Here is a 15,783-nt window from a genome sequence, read left to right as displayed (position 1 = left end):
CGCATCCGTTTTTGAAGTAAGAGTCTCTTGAAAAAGAGGCTCTTTTTTTGTTTAAAGGCGGTTTTTGAACCCTAAACCAACTTTTCACAATTACTTTACTCCGCTTTTCTTAAAAATTTCAGTACAAGTTAGTTCAATCTAATTCAAAGTAATCGGTACCCTATTCGGTACTCCATTGCTTATACCGAATTTAGGAGTACCGAATTGCACTGTACGCTTGTATCAGTTTGATTTTCAGTTTAAAAAACATGGGTACACATTAAAACTAAAAACACATGAAAGTAAATGAAGATCTGTCTATTTTATTTTGGCTTAAAAGAGAAAAGGCAACAAAAGAAGGATTAGTCCCTATCTACGTCCGCGTCACGGTGAAAGGAGATCGAGATAATTTTTCTTCAGGAAAAAAAATTCATCCTGATTTTTGGGATGAGGAAACGGGAACAGCATTAAGTGGATGTCCTGATGGAAAAATGATAAATAGCTACATCACTAAAACAAAGGCCGACCTTGAACGACACTACAACCAATTGGCGGGTGTTAACAAAAAGATAAAGGCCGCAATGATAAAGGAAGCCTATATGCCAAAGCAAATTTTACAAAAAACCCTAATGCAGGCATTCAAACTTCACAACGAAGAATTTGCCGAGCGGGTAAATAAAAATAAAGGCAGTAAGGGCACATTGGCGCGCTATGAGCGATTAAAAGATAAAGCACAGGATTTCCTGAAGAAAAAACTTAAACTCGGTGATATAGCTTTAGAAGATATTGAAATGGCTTTTGCGGTTAATTTCTTTCATTACCTAACAATGGAAAATGTTGGAGATAATACCGCTATGAAATATGTCAAAACTTTAAAGCAGATAATAGATCGTGCAATTGATGAGGGCTGGATTAAGCATAATACTATATCGGGCTTCAAATGCACCTATAAAGATCCTGATAGAGAAACGCTTGAAATGCACGAGTTAGTTGGAATGTATGAAAAGGAAATCTCAGTAGAACGTTTAGCAGAGGTGCGGGATGTGTATGTCTTTTGTTGCTTTACAGGCTATGCTTATGAAACTGTTTACAACCTTGAACCGGCAAATATTTTCAAAGGGCTGGATGGTAAATTGTGGATTACGAAAGATCGACAGAAAACTGGCGTCGAAGAAACAGTTCCATTATTACCTATTGCCCTGGCAATTATTGAAAAGTATAAAAATCATTCTTATTGCGTAAATGAAAATAAATTACTTCCCGTTAATAGCAACGTTCGATATAATGCCTATATCAAAGAAGTAGCAATAATTTGCGAAATTAAAAAAGAACTCACAACCCACACCGCAAGGCACACTTTTGCAACGACGGTACTTCTTGAAAATGATGTGCCTATAGAAACTGTAGGAAAATTATTAGGCCACAAAGACTTACGCTCAACCCAAATTTATGCTAAGATAACTAAGCGTAAAATCAGCAACAACATGAAAGCGTTAGAAAGTAAGATTTTTTGTGAACAAGGGTTATTAAAAGTATCATAGTATTCGTCTTGATATCACAATTTGTGATATCAAGATATTTATAAATTATAAAATTAATATCATGGAAAAAACACTTGTAATCCCTGATGAGATTGTAATGAATCAAATCTATTACATAAGAGATCAAAAAGTAATGTTAGATAAAGAACTTGCTGAGCTATATCAGGTGGCCACTGGAGTTTTAAATCAAGCCGTAGCGAGGAATATAAAACGGTTTCCATCTGACTTTATGTTCCAACTTACCGAACAGGAATGGTTAAACTTGAAATCACAAATTGTGACTTCAAGTTGGGGTGGTCGCAGAAGTTTGCCTTATGCATTTACTGAACAAGGGGTAGCAATGCTTTCAGGAATTTTGAATAGCGACCGAGCAATAGCTGTAAATATTCAAATCATGAGGATTTTCATAAGAATACGCCAAATGTTTATTGATAATACTGAACTTCGGCTAGAAGTAGAAAAAATAAAGGGAAAATTAGACAACCAAGATAAAAACATGGAAATTGTGTTTCGCTATCTTGATGAGCTTATTGAGGTCAAAAACAACCCTAAACCACGAAAAAGAATCGGATTTAAGTCAGATGATTTGTGATCTTAAAAACTATTTAAAGGCTTAACCGATTATTGTTACTTTTTTTCGTAATATTTTTAAAACTCTCATCATTGATGAGAGTTTTTTTCGTCTCCTGTATGCACTGATAATAAATAGTTATCTATTGTTGCAAATGAACTGATTTGCCACAAGGGATTAACAATTGCCTCAACAGTGATCATAGCCATTAAAAAACCAACCTATGAATCTTATATTTGGTCTTCTTTAGTCAATTGTTTCATCATCAGCCAAATTGGTTAAACGCAAACTTGAATCAGCGTTAAAATCTCTTACGGCAAGAGTTAATAAATAAATGCTGAGGTATTGTTTCATAGCAAGAACCTCAGTAAGAGTAATTGGCCCTTTTAAGGAGTTAGGTGAAGTCATTATTGTTTCCCTCTAATATTTGAAAGTAGTAATCTCTGTTTTTATACATCCCGCTTATCTGAAAATAGCCATGTTCCCGATAGTTAGAATCTTTAGATATAGTTTCATTTGTAGTGATTACTGTTTTAAAAGTGCTGAACAGAATCATGAACATGTCTTTTTCAAACCTTAAATGGACATCATTTTTAGACATTAATGCTAAAACATGCAGATATGGTAAAAAAGGCTCAAATGCCGGCTTATTGTAACATTTCACCATGTAGCTATTTACAATTTTAGTCAACTGTAAATGCTCCATAGTGAGTGCGAAATTGCTTTCTGGCCAATGTAGTTTGGTTATTAAAGTCGCACCAACATTTTTTTTGGATTCCAAATCTCTAATAGATTCATAATATTTATCGAGGTCAACGCTTGCATGCCACCAAAAAACTCCGCCAGCAGCGATGTTTAATGCACCAACATACATTCTACTAACGATGTAACCGTAATGCCACAGCATTGGCGCAGAAGTGTTTTTACTTAATATAACATCAACAATTAGTGTATGCTTGTCGCCACCTTTAAAGAGCTGGAACATAGGAGATGTTTTGTTGTGCTCATTCAAGATGTTGGGTCTAATCGCATGAAGTGGACAACCAATTTTAATTTTAATACGCCATTTAGGTACTTCATCTTTTTCAAGAAATTCAATAGGGCGTTCAAGTTCGCTTTTTAGCAGGGTATCCAGCTCAATTTGTTCGGCATCAAATTTTGCAATCAGCCAATTTACCCAGGTTTTTACATCACCTGAATCTATCAGTTTGTTTTGAGCTTCCTCACCAAAAATGAAACGCCGCTTATCCGGATCATTGGTAAGAACCATAAATTTTTTCATTTCCTCAGATTCTTCACGTTCTTCAAAGTCATCAGCTTTTGCCAACTCAAGACGCGCCTTTACCAGCTCAACAATATTATCTAATTCTTCATCTGAAATTTTATCTGAGGCAGGAATCGTATCAGTTGTTTCTGTGTAAAGCGATTGCAGTCTTCTTAAATGGATGTTTGATGCCAGTTTTCTATTGCTATCAATCTGCTGTTGAGTAGGAATTTCCTTTCCAAAAGTTTCCCACCAGAATGCCCAAAAGATTTTTTTTGTATGATCATCTAAAGCCAAAGGCCCGTCTTCATTTTCATCATCCTGAGATCTGTTATAATTAAACCACGCGATAAAAACTTTTCCGATCTCTTCCAGTGCGAGTGTGCATAAATGGTAAGATATATGGTTTGCTTTTTTGTTCCGAAGTGTTTCAGCCGCCGTTAACGCAGCTTCTGCATTAAGTAGGCAAAGTTTCCGAAAAATTATAAAATCCTTGATATCCTTCATATTAATCATAAACTTAATGTTTATTTATACAAAGGACAATCTACACTACGCAACCTATTTGCGTACTTGAAGATTTAATTTTAATAATTTAAAAATTTAGGATTTATAGTCTTCCCAAACAAACGCCTTTTGATCAGGCCCTAAATCAGTCGCGATTTTAAAGCAGTCAATTGGAATATTTTCACCATTGATTCTGTCAAATCTGAACATTCCAGCAGATTCAAGCTTTAAATATTTCTCTACAGCTGATGGGATTAGTGCTACATTCTGACCCGAATAACGAGTTGAGACACTCGGATAGGTAACCCCCTGAAACGGTGTTTTTTCTAATATGTAATTTAAATAAGCTGCACTTATTTTGTATTTATAGGTTTGATAGCTTCCATTCTCATCTTTCTCAATATCATTTCTTGCAAACTCGTCACTAAAGAATTTTAGCTGCTCTATGAAATAGTCCTTAAGTTTATTTTCCCCAAAGTTTTTTAATTGATTTTTCAACGCATCTTTTGCATACTGGCTGACCTTTAGGGCCTCCTCACTTAAAATCATTTCAACAACTTCAATATCTTCCTGAATACGCCACCGACTCATTGTAAAGGTCTCCTGAAGATTTAGATTCCTTTGTTCGTTTGGAAACTTTTCTAAATCTCTTTGGATTCTTGAGGTTTCTAAATACGCGACAAGTCTTGGAATCTTAATCTCCGGCGACACCACCGATCCATAAAAAATAGACTGGCCAATATCGTTGCATCTTCCACGACCAATTAAATGAAAAAGATCCGGATTCCTATGGTGTGAAACATCATCATACTTATTGAAGTAAACCTCAGCAGGATCATTAATTCTCACCCGATCAATATACCATCCCTTATGTATAATTGCTGTCGGCACACACTTATCTGGTATTGCTCTAATAAGATCATAAATCTTTTCATAAGGAACGTTTTCGAGATCATTACTTAGGTGCTTAAGCTCAGCTAAAATTTCGTGCATTAAATAGAAATTAATATTGGGGGAATAATTCCTAAAGTTAATATTATTTCGGTTCGTTGATGGCTCTCAGGTAATTACCGCCATTAACTTTTTCCCCGTTCATAATCATTCTCCATTTAATTACTTCAGTCATCCCTCGGTCTATAACATAACCATTATAACCGGCTAATTTGAGTAACAGCATTGAGCTCAGCATACCAAGTCGATTTGCTAAAATATTAAGTAATTCCGTGTCACTTAGATTTGTGTCCTTATTTTGAGGGAGGTTTCCATGCAGAAAACGGTTTCGACTATTTATGCAATCTTGCTCTTCCTTTTTTAATTTTATTGATAACTGATCGAAGGCTGAACTTAATTTGTCAGCATTCGGTTTGTTGTTTATCGAATCAATTTTATTGGAAAATATTCTAATTTGATCCTTATCCAACGTGTCGGAATAGCCTTTGATAACTTTTTGTAATTTATAAATCAATCCTCGTTTGATCTCTTTATCCTCAATCATACCACCGGGTTTATTTGATTCTTGGATGTTTCTGGTGATCGTCTCTAACGCGACCGCACCTAATGATGCTTGCGAACAACCTGTTAAGGTAGCCGCTTCTATCAGTAAGTATGCAGAACGTAAATAATCCTCGTTATGGAATAATAAGTTTATCAGCTTGTCGAATTGCTTGCTTGTGAGCAATCTTTGCTCTCTCGGAATATCAGGATAATTGCCAGAATCTAAGATTGCCTTATTTGAAAGGATTGACGCATTGAAATTTTCATAATAATAGATTGGTATTCTTTTACCCTTAACTTCTTTAACACCAATATAATAAACGGCATCCATAATATAATTACCATTTAAAAACCCATAAGCCGTAATAACAGTATTAACTACCGACCGCAATTTGTCGAAATCAATTTCCTTTTTAGGATTAATGATGATATAGCCGTAGTCATTATCAATGTCCTCGTGATAAAACAAAAATTCGTTTTTGTCAATTGCGAAAGCAATTGCGTTATAAAATCCGTCGTCTCTGCCGCGAGTAGTATAATCAAATATTACTCCCGATGAATAAGGGTTGAATTGTCCCTTTTTATACTTGATATATGCTTTTTGGGAGGATTGCTTCCATAAAGAGTCGTCAGCATCGCCCCTAAATGACTTTACTTCTATCTCATATTTACAAGGAGTAACTTCATTAAGTCCACGCTTTCCACCGATAACTTTGCTATTAGTTACTTGAATCGCCATTCCGTTCGTAGCTAAGACAAAAGGCCTTGTAAAAAAGTATTCGAGGTCTACACCCTTTTTTTGATCAGTCGGTTCAAGCGTAAATGTCAGATTAAAATTATCATCAGGTGCAATTTTAAAATTACAATCAACAGCAAAATCCTTTTGAGTGGTAATCAGCTTATACAAATGGTCTCCTTTTTCGAGGAGTTTAATAAGATTTATTGCCGAAATATCTGGTTCAAGCATAACGATGATTAGTTATTAAATAGGTTGTGTCATTACTTTTTCAACAGGTGAACTTTCAAGTCTAGAATAAAAATACAAACAATAACGTTAGGTATTGATTATCACGGTCAGCTTCGCGCAAATCCGAATCATCAGAATCCACTCCATTCTTTGCTGCTATTAAACTTGGTTTGGATGGCTTTTAAATTGTATTTTCAACATATCACAATTTATTATTCCTAAACTGTAATATACATGAGTGCTTCGGCCAAAGAAATTAAAGTAAACGTCACCGGACTTGACGGCATTTTTAAAAACAAGGAAAAAGTCATCATTCCGGAATATCAGCGCCCCTATGAATGGGGCAAAACGAAAACCGCCGAGCTGCTCAACGACCTGAAGGAATTTTTTATTACCAAACGTTCTGACTCGCCTTATTATTTAGGCACCGTATTGTTTTATTACGATGCGGAACGGAACGCCTACGAGATCATCGACGGTCAGCAAAGGATCACCACACTGCTCATTATGAAACGGGTCATGGAGAAAGAACTTCCCGAGGCGATGAACATCGATTTCCGGTCGCACCTTTCTTTCAGGGCCATTAAGGAAACTACGGATTACGCGCGAAAAGAAAAGGCGCTGCTGACTGAGCTAACGCTTCGAAACTTTTTAAGCAAGCTGGAATTTACCCAGGTGATCACTTTTGCACAAGATGATTCCTTCCAGTTCTTCGATACGCAGAACAACCGTGGCGTAACACTGGAGGCCACGGACTTTTTAAAAGCTTACCATTTAAGGGAGATCACCTCGGAGCAGTTGCAGGATAGCTGTGCGGTACTTTGGGAGAAAGCCGGCACCAAATGGAAGGACGGAGATTTTTTAAACAATTTATTTTACCGCTACCTGTACCGTGCAAGGGCCTGGCGCAGTAAAAACATCGTCCCTGAAAACAAAGAACTGATTCTTTCGGTGTTCCAGGCACAAACAGAGGAACCCGAAGAAAAGAACGCCTACCCGCTATACTCGAACATTTACAACCGGCAGGCGGTGAAGCGGCGTTATGCCGATGCTGGGGATTTCAAAGATATCCCCAATATGGAATCCACCGCTGATCCCCAGTTCTTTCCGTTCAACCTCCGTCAGCCTATCTATAAAGGCATACAATTTTTTCATTATACCCAAAAGTACACGAGCCTGCACGCGCTGTTATTTGAAAGCAACATACCACGCCGGCATGAACTCCGGGAATTGAATAAATTCTACAACGACGTTTACAATGCCGATATGTCGGTTTACCTGCGCGACCTGTTCCGGCTGGCGGTGATGATTTATTTTGATGTGTTTGAGCATCAAGAAATTATCAAGTTTGCCTATCATCTGGATTATTTACTGGGCAGCATCCGTATCGGCCAAAAGCTAGTCAAGAAAGAATCGGCACAGCTGATCCTAAAAAAACCGGAGCATAACCTGTTGGATATGATCGCCTATGCCTATTCGCCGAAAGAGGTGTTTGATTTTATTAAATCCATTCCCGAGAAAGACACCATCTATAAGAACAGTAAAAAGCTGAAGGATGATAATGTACAGGGGAAATACCGCAAACGGGTTTACACCTATTTTGAAAAGAACAAATCTGATTTTACAAACCGCAAACAATGGCTGAATGAAAAATAGTGTCGATTCCTGTTTACTGGCTGTGGGAGATATTATGAAGTCCCCGGCCATTTATAATATACCGCGTTACCAGCGCCTATACGTTTGGAACCATGAGCAGGTAAACATCCTGCTGACCGATATTTTGCAGGCCTGCAATGATGACAAGAACCTGTTTTACCTGGGTGGTGTACTGATTGTCCAAAAGTCTGTGCCGGAACATAAATACGACCTGATCGACGGGCAGCAACGGTTTACCACCTTGTGGCTAATCAGCCTCATCCTTGGCGGCGATCTGCGGGATTTCGCCACGCATCGTCATCAATCCCGGCTGACCTTTGCCATCCGCAAGAAAGTAAAAGCCTATTTTGATGCCTGCCTGAACGGCGAAGTTCTTGCTCATGAAATGGATGAACCTAATGACGATGGCAGCCTGGCCAGGATCGTTGAGGCCCAAACACTGATTAAAACCTTTGTTGGGAAATATTTTGCTAAAGACGACCGCCGCAAATCCAAATTCAGGAACTTCATTATCAAAAATGTTAAGATGCTAGTAACGACTGTACCGGATACTCCGCATTTGAATAAACTTTTCGAGGTGATCAATAACCGGGGCATGCAGTTGCAGCACCATGAGATATTAAAAGCTTACCTGCTGGAAAAGATCCGTTCTAACAAAAAACTGCGCATCAGCTATGGCAAACTATGGGATGCTTGTTCCGATATGAATGAATACCTGGAGCGGACGCTGCGGGCGGAAGCCGGACAATCCGTTGCCAAACATTACACCGAATGGAGCGGCAAATTTGACCTGGATACCATCTTAGAAATGCTGGGCGGACAGGTTATTTCGGTAAAACCGCAGCGGTTGTCGGATATCATGGATAACTACAAAGTGAAAGATGCCGATACGGGACGATCAGATGAATTTGAAGAACACCCGGAATCAGCCGATGACCAGTATGAACCGGTACGGAGCATTTTATCTTTTCCGCAATTACTGCAACACACCCTGCGGATATATCTCAAACAGCGAAACAAGGAAGACATCAAAAGGATTAATGAAAAAGAGCTGCTGCTAAGTTTTGAACAGGTACTGAAAGAGATGAACGAACGGGATGTAAAGGCATTTCTATGGCTGCTTTTTGAAGTCAGGATGTGCTTTGATAACCACATCATCAAATGGGTAACCTTAAAACCCAATGAAGAAGTTCACCTGATCAAGCATTTAAAACGCAAAAATCGAGATTATAACAGCAAAACCCATTTTCTGCTACGCGAGAAAACTGCTTCCAACGAAGGGTTTGCGCTGCTGCAAAGCATGCTGTACCACACCCAGCAAATTACCACGCATTACTGGCTCACGCCGTTACTGATGGAAATGCTCAAAACCAATAACCAGGGCACACATTACCAATACCTGCGCAAGCTGGATAACTATTTGTACAGCACCGGGCGAAAGGATGAAGATTCCGGTATAAGGACCTGGAAGCTGATGGACAGGCCAATTGATTTGCCGGTCATCGGTTTTCACCGAGATCTGCTGATGGGTACGAATGGTACCGGGTTTGCCCATTACTGGTTTTACAAGCTGGAATACGTATTGTGGTTCCTGAAACGCCAGGAACATTCGGACTGGAGCAATTTCCGCCTGACAGCCAAAAATTCGGTAGAGCACGTTTCTCCGCAAACACGCCTTTCGCAGGATTTTCAGTTTGTCACAGAGGAATACCTTGATACTTTCGGTAACCTGGCCCTGGTCACGCGCAGCATCAATTCGGAATTTGGCAACAAGGAATTTAACGTGAAACGCAAGCAATTCCTAAACAAAAAACAGGAAGGCAAACTGGAATCGCTGAAGCTGGATATCATGTACCGGAGCGGGAGATGGAACGACGACATGTGTATCGCGCACCGACGGGAAATGATCGATCTGCTGGAGCAATATTTAACGATGTCCATTTAATTCATGGCTATGCGCTCAAAATACCAGTTCCTGTTTTTGGCTTTCCTAATCACCGTACAATGGCGTAAAAGCGGCAGCGCCTTTTCGGCATCCAACTCGCGGAGGATATCCCGGATGGGTTTTCCTGCGCGGTTATCCTTTTTAAAGATGTCTTTTTCGATGAAAAGCGGCATCAGGTTTTTAGCCAGGACACTATCCACACCAGGGTTAGCGCTAAAGAAATCACGAACGATCTGGTCGATCCGGCCGATCAGGTGTATCTTTTTATCATCCATAAAATAATGCATTAATGCCGCTCAGGCACTCAAAAATAAACAATAACCCATTCAATATCTCAATTTAACACTTATGTTAAAATACAACAAAGACATGATCACTGCTGATGATCATACCACCATTTGGCGCTACATGGATTTTTCCTCCTTCTACGCCCTTTTAGTAAACCAAAAACTTTTCTTTAAAAGGTTGGATCAATATACAGACCAGCTGGAGGGCCAGCTTCCACCGGAAACCGTCATTGACTATCACTCGCATCGTTTAAGCTTCCCGTACACCACCAAAGTGGAAGCAGACCAGTGGATAAAAAAAGAGATGGCCAATATCGAATCCTTTAAACCATCAATTTTATCGAACTCCTGGAATATGGACACGATAGAAAACTATGCGATGTGGAAGATCTACCTGCGCGGATACAATGAAGGTGTAGCTATCCAAACGACAGTGGGTAAGTTAAGAGAACAATTAGATGCCAATCCGGATTTTGAACATGTTTATTCCGGTGTGGTATCCTATGAACCAATTCCCTGGAATAATATCAATCAATATACGGTGGCTACCAATAAGCGTAAACCCTATGCTTATGAGAAAGAGTACCGGGCACTGATCCTGCATGAGGTAACGGTAAAACCCAATGCTGATGGCGTTCAGGAGCGTGTCCCCAATTACAAAGTTGGCGCAGAATTCAAGATCAATACAGAAGAACTGATCGATAAAATTTACGTATCGCCTTTTGCCATGCCCTGGTTTGAATCCGCACTAAAGGTGGCGATCAAAGATAAGCTGCCTAATTTCGACCCCAATAATATCATCGGCTCGGCGCTGATTGATAAATAAAATATCCAGATTTTTACTTCACTGATTTGTAGGCTTTCAGGTAAACCCCTGAACGCCTCATCAGGAAGTTATAATACATCGCTTTATCCAACAGGCGGTGCCATTTATCAGGATCATATTGTATCAGGTAGTGCGCAAGGATGCCGCCGAAATTCGCGTTATGGGCGGTATCATCGCCCCATCCACCGGACGTTTCGTTGATGTAGTTGGCCCGCTCACTCAAAGCCTGCCCAACAGCCTGCTCTTTATCATTTAGCTTCAATTTTAGTTTTTTAAAATAACCCCGCTGGTCGAGCAAGTGGCAAAATTCGTGTAGGATCAAGATCTCCCGCAGCAAAGCATCCTTCGATTTCAATAATTTCTCATGGAACACAAAAACCTCCACCGGTTTTTTTAAGATTTTGGGCTGCTGGGCGTAACCCGCAGTGGTACCGGGCAGTAATTTTTAGCCATGAAATTTAACAGCTTAGGATCACTTTCACCATCCATCAGGTTTAGGTTATAATCCTGATCAAATGAGGCGATAGCGTATAAATTGCCACTATCTTTTATGTATTGGCTTAACGTGGGCGCACTAAACTTAGTACAAAGGGCATCTATTTCCTGAAGGGTAACCTGAAACATAAAATTTGAATAAGGCTGCAAATTTAATTAAAGGAAAACTGATAAAAGTTACGTAATCGGGAGCTATCAACGTTATAAATCATCCCTAATCATTTACGAAAGAGGAATTGCTATCTTTAAACTTATTTATGGAAGAAACACAAACCCAAGATCAGTTAGGACAAAACCAGCGTATGGAAAAGGTATTCAGGAACTATCTTGAAATGGATACCAGTTATGCTTTACTGATGAACGGGCCGAGAGGTATCGGCAAAACATTCTTTGTAAAAGCCAATGTGCTGCCGCTGATCAAAAAGATCCTTGTAAAATATGACCAGAGTAAAAAATATATCCCGGTTTATATATCCCTTTACGGTTTTAAAAGCATAGACGAGGTATACACTTCCCTTGCTTTGGAGCTGATGCCCTTGTTGAAAAACAAAAGAGTAAGGATCGGCCTTTCAGTCGCCAAGCTGATCTCGCGCGGTATGTTGAATTACAACCGCGCCGGAGATATAGACCTATATAAAAAAGACTTCTCGCTGATCGCGAAAAACACGCTTGAAACTAAGGATTTCGTATTGATCTTTGATGACCTTGACCGGATATCCTCAACGCTGGAAGTGGGCGAAATTATCGGGTTTGTAAATTCCCTGGTCGAACACGATAACAACAAAATTATCATTATCGGTGATGATGACCAGTTTAAGGATAATAACAATTACACCGCCGTTAAGGAAAAAACCATAGGTACGGTTATAGAATATGCGACAGAAATGACCGACAATTATGATCTGATCATTGCTGCCCGGTATAAAGATAACGCCAATGCCTATTATAAATATCTTTTAGCATCAAAGGAGGATATCCTGCATTGGTTTAACCTTAGCGAAACCAAAAGCCTGCGTACCCTGATCTATTTCCTGGAGCATTTCTACACCATTTTTGGAGAGCTGTACAATGGCCTCAAACTGGAAAAAAGTGAGCACCAAAAACTCGGGTTCCGAAAGCTTGATGCCGTATTAACCTTTTCGGTCGCTATCACGATTGAATTTAAAAGAGGCAAGCTGAGCTATCAAAATCCCAAAGGGATTGACGATATGAAGGCGCTGAACCTGATCATGTCCAAAAGGTCGATCAAAAAAGACCTGCGTGATCCTAGTGAAGTAACCAATAACAATTCCGACAGAAAGCTTAGGGAATCGTTCATGGAGGAATTTATTACGGTTTACTTTAACAATGACTATGAGTTTTACCGACCAGTTTTTAACTACATCACTGGCGGTGATGCATTTGAACTTAAACCGTTATTAGCGGATTTAAAAAGAAACTTTGATGACCGGATTTTTATCCCATCCTCGCAGGATGAAGTGTACCAGATGCTTTCCGATCCCCAAGTTTATAACCTGACGGCCGAAGAATATATTAACCTTTCCGATAAGCTGCTTGCGTATGGCGTTGAAGGAAAATATCCTTTAGAACGGTACATCCCCATATTGTTTTACCTGCAAAGGTTTCCCGATGTCAAGGTTTATGATATGCAGACAGTGGCCACCGAACTGATCGAGGGAATCAGGAATAATGCGAAGAAATTCGTTTATGATGATGACCTAAAGAATAAATTTGAGCCCAACGAACAACGTAAGAACAAAAATCTTTTTCTTGAATTGTTCAAAGTGGTTAACGAGGTCAATAACAGCAACCGGCTGATCGAAGTAGAAAAGAATAGAGCTGACCTGTTTATTGAATTCAGGGATACGCCGGACCAATTTTACTTTAAGGCGTCTGAGTTACCTGAAGTGCCGATATTTTCCCATTGGGACTTCAAGGCCTTTTACGCGCATTTCAAAACAATGCCCGCATCTGAGATACCAAGGTTTACCCGTTTCCTGAAAAAAAGGTACGAGAACCCTATCAGGGAACGTCTGGAATACATATTCATCAGTGCTTTATTTGATGAACTCTGTAAACACAATGGTGAAAAGAAAGAACTACGAAATGTTGCCGAGCATAACCTGGCAGAACTGCTGAAAGACATTATAGAGAGAAGCCCGGCTTTTCATGGTAGTTAATAACATCTACGGGCCGCCATTAATTTGTTATTCCTTAATGGCCCTGTTTCGTTTCTTTATTAAATGTTTATCATTTATTCGGGAATACATTACCTGAAGATCACGGGTTGAGGGATGTTGATGAGGGTCGCAATTTCCATAAACACCTATACCATCATTGAATTGTTTGGTTTCGATATCCCTTAATGCCAGCCTGACGATTTCGCTAACCTGTTCGTAGTCATATACGATTTGATACAAATCTCTTGTTTTAAAATCCGTAATAATGTAACGGTGCACAACTTTATTCCTTTCCTTGTACAACAATTCAAGTTTATCAAAGGTGTCAGTATCAATTATGGCCCGATCTTTAGCCTGCTGGTATATTTTTCTCTCCATTACGGGTGCATCATTTTCCCCCTGAAAAAGCAATTTAACATCGATACGCTCTGATTTTCCTTCCAGTTGTCTGGATAATACCAAAGCCATCCGTAAATACGCGTCGATCTGGTTTGCGGAAATAATCAATAACTCGATCAGAGATTTTGATTTAATGGCCTCGTTTTTTAAATCAAAGGAGGCCATTAAGGAAGCCATAAACTTATCGTATTTATCCATTTCCAATGCAAGCGGGCGTTTGGGTTCACTAATAAACTCCAGTTTGCTGAGGGCCTCTTTAACCTTGTTTAACTCCCGTTTTATTTTCGGCGTTTCAGCCTTATTCGCATCATAAATATACTTTGCCAGGAGCATGTGATCTTCAACCGAAGCCCCCCAGATATGTACATTGAATTTTTCATCGTCCATGCGAAATTCCATAAATTCCAGGTTCCTGGTATCGGCCTTTTGTATTTTATGATGGGGTTTAACCGGTTTATCCTTATTGGAATAACAGCTAATCTGAAAAGCCCCAACTCTTCCGTGGTAAAGCTCAAAACTAAATGGCGATTCTTCTTTATAGCCTGCAGCTATGTTCATGTATTGCCAATCAGTTGGGATTTGTATGATAAAAAGCCCGTTCGGTTCGGTAAAGTATTTCATAATGTGAAAATTGAATAGGTTGCATATGGAAAATATAAATAATGCGCGAACGTAAAACCGACTGGTTTATTCATTCATTTTACGGTATAATGGTTCAGAAGAATCGTCCTTTAGCCTGAACCTGTAATAGTTAAAATAATAGCCATCATAACCAGCATCGGTCAGGATCAACACAGATAAAAGGAAATGCATTTTTAAAATCACGCCGGGCAGGTATTCCTTTCGCTGAGTTTTTAAGCTATCCTCCGGAAGCCGGCCATGCAGGAAATTATTCCGGTGCTTGATCGTCTCCCGGTCATGTTCGTTTAAGATGATGCCCCTGTCTTCGAATATCTTGTAGAAACCATCAAGATTGCCTACCTGGTTGATTTGCGTGATTTTCTTCAGAATCGATGCTTTATCGTTAAAGGCAGCATCCGGTAATTCATTAATTATTTTATTGAAAGCATCCCTGATTAATTGTGTTGTCGCTTTGTCCTTTATAGGGTTAAATTTTTCACTCTCCTTAGTTAGGATCTGATCTTTCAAAGTTTCTAAAACAACGGAGTAGACAGCCCCTCTGACCGATTCCGGATAATCAAGGCTTTCTGCTAATATTTCTAAAGCCCTGGATATACCGACATTGGTCAAGGAACGTTCCACCATGTTACTCAATATTTCAGGCTCTAAATATGGGTTATCAGCAAAATCAGGTTGATAATCTTTGATATGTCGTGGTGCCAAAACGGTGATGCCCACTTTAGTTCCTGCGTCCGGCTTTACATAGTCAAAGCAGTTGATATTCGTAAAATCCGATTTAAGAGAATAAAAAGTAAAAGCCCTGCCACGGATATAAAAGCCTGTAATAAAAGCATAGGCAATGATCAAATTTGAAATTACGCGGTAAAATTCCTTTTTTAAAAGCTTGCTTTCTGCATCAACAATAAGATAGCGGTTTCCGCTCAATTCATAATCAAATAGTTTATAGGGAACATTGTTGACCCTAAACTTTAACATTCCAGCCCCTCTGTAACTTGATTTCGCTCTAAATGGATGGGTTTTAAAAAAACTT

General features: G+C 39.3%; 15 protein-coding genes. 6 read left to right on the top strand and 9 right to left on the bottom strand.

Annotated elements, in window-relative coordinates:
- The first annotated feature begins 275 nt into the window (after window positions 1-275).
- Window positions 276-1,520, top strand: a complete 1,245-nt coding sequence (locus ACE5CV_RS15560) for a site-specific integrase (protein ID WP_374951116.1) — start codon at window positions 276-278, stop codon at window positions 1,518-1,520.
- 61 nt (window positions 1,521-1,581) lie between these two features.
- Entirely contained in the window at window positions 1,582-2,112 is a 531-nt protein-coding gene (locus ACE5CV_RS15555; protein ID WP_374951115.1) for an ORF6N domain-containing protein, read from the top strand.
- A 225-nt stretch (window positions 2,113-2,337) separates the two neighbouring features.
- On the opposite strand, the gene ACE5CV_RS15550 is transcribed toward ACE5CV_RS15555, so the two are convergent.
- The 4 genes from ACE5CV_RS15550 to ACE5CV_RS15535 all read right to left on the bottom strand — a co-directional run bounded on the left by ACE5CV_RS15550 (window position 2,338) and on the right by ACE5CV_RS15535 (window position 6,323).
- Window positions 2,338-2,499 carry a hypothetical protein gene (locus ACE5CV_RS15550; RefSeq protein ID WP_374951114.1) on the bottom strand — a complete coding sequence of 54 codons (162 nt, stop codon included), beginning with the start codon at window positions 2,497-2,499 and terminating at the stop codon, window positions 2,338-2,340.
- Window positions 2,486-3,862, bottom strand: coding sequence for an AbiV family abortive infection protein (locus ACE5CV_RS15545; protein ID WP_374951113.1), 1,377 nt, complete (start codon window positions 3,860-3,862; stop codon window positions 2,486-2,488). The genes ACE5CV_RS15550 and ACE5CV_RS15545 overlap by 14 nt, the downstream gene beginning before the upstream one ends.
- A 96-nt stretch (window positions 3,863-3,958) precedes the next feature.
- Window positions 3,959-4,855, bottom strand: coding sequence for a hypothetical protein (locus ACE5CV_RS15540; protein ID WP_374951112.1), 897 nt, complete (start codon window positions 4,853-4,855; stop codon window positions 3,959-3,961).
- 43 nt (window positions 4,856-4,898) lie between these two features.
- Entirely contained in the window at window positions 4,899-6,323 is a 1,425-nt protein-coding gene (locus tag ACE5CV_RS15535; RefSeq protein WP_374951111.1) for a hypothetical protein, read from the bottom strand.
- Between the two features lie 234 nt (window positions 6,324-6,557).
- Between ACE5CV_RS15535 and ACE5CV_RS15530 the strand changes: the two genes are divergently transcribed.
- Both ACE5CV_RS15530 and ACE5CV_RS15525 read left to right on the top strand, forming a co-directional pair.
- The gene (locus ACE5CV_RS15530; protein ID WP_374951110.1) at window positions 6,558-7,979 is read left to right on the top strand and encodes a DUF262 domain-containing protein; all 1,422 of its coding nucleotides are present in this window, start codon (window positions 6,558-6,560) and stop codon (window positions 7,977-7,979) included.
- Window positions 7,969-9,924, top strand: a complete 1,956-nt coding sequence (locus ACE5CV_RS15525; protein ID WP_374951109.1) for a DUF262 domain-containing protein — start codon at window positions 7,969-7,971, stop codon at window positions 9,922-9,924. The genes ACE5CV_RS15530 and ACE5CV_RS15525 overlap by 11 nt, the downstream gene beginning before the upstream one ends.
- On the opposite strand, the gene ACE5CV_RS15520 is transcribed toward ACE5CV_RS15525, so the two are convergent.
- Window positions 9,921-10,199 carry a hypothetical protein gene (locus tag ACE5CV_RS15520; RefSeq protein WP_374951108.1) on the bottom strand — a complete coding sequence of 93 codons (279 nt, stop codon included), beginning with the start codon at window positions 10,197-10,199 and terminating at the stop codon, window positions 9,921-9,923. The two genes, ACE5CV_RS15525 and ACE5CV_RS15520, sit on opposite strands and share 4 nt — an antisense overlap.
- A 73-nt stretch (window positions 10,200-10,272) precedes the next feature.
- Between ACE5CV_RS15520 and ACE5CV_RS15515 the strand changes: the two genes are divergently transcribed.
- Window positions 10,273-11,037, top strand: coding sequence for a hypothetical protein (locus ACE5CV_RS15515; RefSeq protein WP_374951107.1), 765 nt, complete (start codon window positions 10,273-10,275; stop codon window positions 11,035-11,037).
- Between the two features lie 13 nt (window positions 11,038-11,050).
- Here ACE5CV_RS15515 and ACE5CV_RS15510 read toward each other — a convergent pair whose 3' ends face one another.
- Both ACE5CV_RS15510 and ACE5CV_RS15505 read right to left on the bottom strand, forming a co-directional pair.
- Window positions 11,051-11,422 carry a hypothetical protein gene (locus tag ACE5CV_RS15510; protein WP_374951106.1) on the bottom strand — a complete coding sequence of 124 codons (372 nt, stop codon included), beginning with the start codon at window positions 11,420-11,422 and terminating at the stop codon, window positions 11,051-11,053.
- Window positions 11,423-11,430: 8 nt separating this feature from the next.
- Window positions 11,431-11,661 (bottom strand): hypothetical protein, encoded by a 231-nt coding sequence (locus ACE5CV_RS15505; protein ID WP_374951105.1) that lies wholly within the window; start codon window positions 11,659-11,661, stop codon window positions 11,431-11,433.
- A 128-nt stretch (window positions 11,662-11,789) separates the two neighbouring features.
- Here ACE5CV_RS15505 and ACE5CV_RS15500 point away from each other — a divergent pair, with 128 nt between their 5' ends.
- Window positions 11,790-13,712, top strand: coding sequence for a hypothetical protein (locus ACE5CV_RS15500; protein WP_374951104.1), 1,923 nt, complete (start codon window positions 11,790-11,792; stop codon window positions 13,710-13,712).
- A 27-nt stretch (window positions 13,713-13,739) separates the two neighbouring features.
- On the opposite strand, the gene ACE5CV_RS15495 is transcribed toward ACE5CV_RS15500, so the two are convergent.
- Together ACE5CV_RS15495 and ACE5CV_RS15490 are read right to left on the bottom strand one after the other, a co-directional pair.
- Window positions 13,740-14,732: a hypothetical protein gene (locus tag ACE5CV_RS15495; RefSeq protein ID WP_374951103.1), complete on the bottom strand. Its 993-nt coding sequence runs from the start codon at window positions 14,730-14,732 to the stop codon at window positions 13,740-13,742.
- A gap of 66 nt (window positions 14,733-14,798) precedes the next feature.
- The coding region (locus tag ACE5CV_RS15490) for a hypothetical protein (RefSeq protein WP_374951102.1) at window positions 14,799-15,783 on the bottom strand (985 nt) is incomplete at its 5' end.

Source organism: Mucilaginibacter sp., from assembly GCF_964263795.1.
Classification (GTDB): Bacteria; Bacteroidota; Bacteroidia; order Sphingobacteriales; family Sphingobacteriaceae; genus Mucilaginibacter.
The sequence above is the reverse complement of the archived record's forward strand: the minus strand, read 5'-3'. Positions and strand labels throughout refer to the sequence as shown.

Bases quoted from the DNA above. Each gene is read 5' to 3' on its own strand.
- ACE5CV_RS15560 (WP_374951116.1), top strand. From the start codon at position 276: ATGAAAGTAAATGAAGATCTGTCTATTTTATTTTGGCTTAAAAGAGAA.
- ACE5CV_RS15555 (WP_374951115.1), top strand. From the start codon at position 1,582: ATGGAAAAAACACTTGTAATCCCTGATGAGATTGTAATGAATCAAATC.
- ACE5CV_RS15550 (WP_374951114.1), bottom strand. From the start codon at position 2,499: ATGACTTCACCTAACTCCTTAAAAGGGCCAATTACTCTTACTGAGGTT.
- ACE5CV_RS15545 (WP_374951113.1), bottom strand. From the start codon at position 3,862: ATGAAGGATATCAAGGATTTTATAATTTTTCGGAAACTTTGCCTACTT.
- ACE5CV_RS15540 (WP_374951112.1), bottom strand. From the start codon at position 4,855: ATGCACGAAATTTTAGCTGAGCTTAAGCACCTAAGTAATGATCTCGAA.
- ACE5CV_RS15535 (WP_374951111.1), bottom strand. From the start codon at position 6,323: ATGCTTGAACCAGATATTTCGGCAATAAATCTTATTAAACTCCTCGAA.
- ACE5CV_RS15530 (WP_374951110.1), top strand. From the start codon at position 6,558: ATGAGTGCTTCGGCCAAAGAAATTAAAGTAAACGTCACCGGACTTGAC.
- ACE5CV_RS15525 (WP_374951109.1), top strand. From the start codon at position 7,969: ATGAAAAATAGTGTCGATTCCTGTTTACTGGCTGTGGGAGATATTATG.
- ACE5CV_RS15520 (WP_374951108.1), bottom strand. From the start codon at position 10,199: ATGGATGATAAAAAGATACACCTGATCGGCCGGATCGACCAGATCGTT.
- ACE5CV_RS15515 (WP_374951107.1), top strand. From the start codon at position 10,273: ATGTTAAAATACAACAAAGACATGATCACTGCTGATGATCATACCACC.
- ACE5CV_RS15505 (WP_374951105.1), bottom strand. From the start codon at position 11,661: ATGTTTCAGGTTACCCTTCAGGAAATAGATGCCCTTTGTACTAAGTTT.
- ACE5CV_RS15500 (WP_374951104.1), top strand. From the start codon at position 11,790: ATGGAAGAAACACAAACCCAAGATCAGTTAGGACAAAACCAGCGTATG.
- ACE5CV_RS15495 (WP_374951103.1), bottom strand. From the start codon at position 14,732: ATGAAATACTTTACCGAACCGAACGGGCTTTTTATCATACAAATCCCA.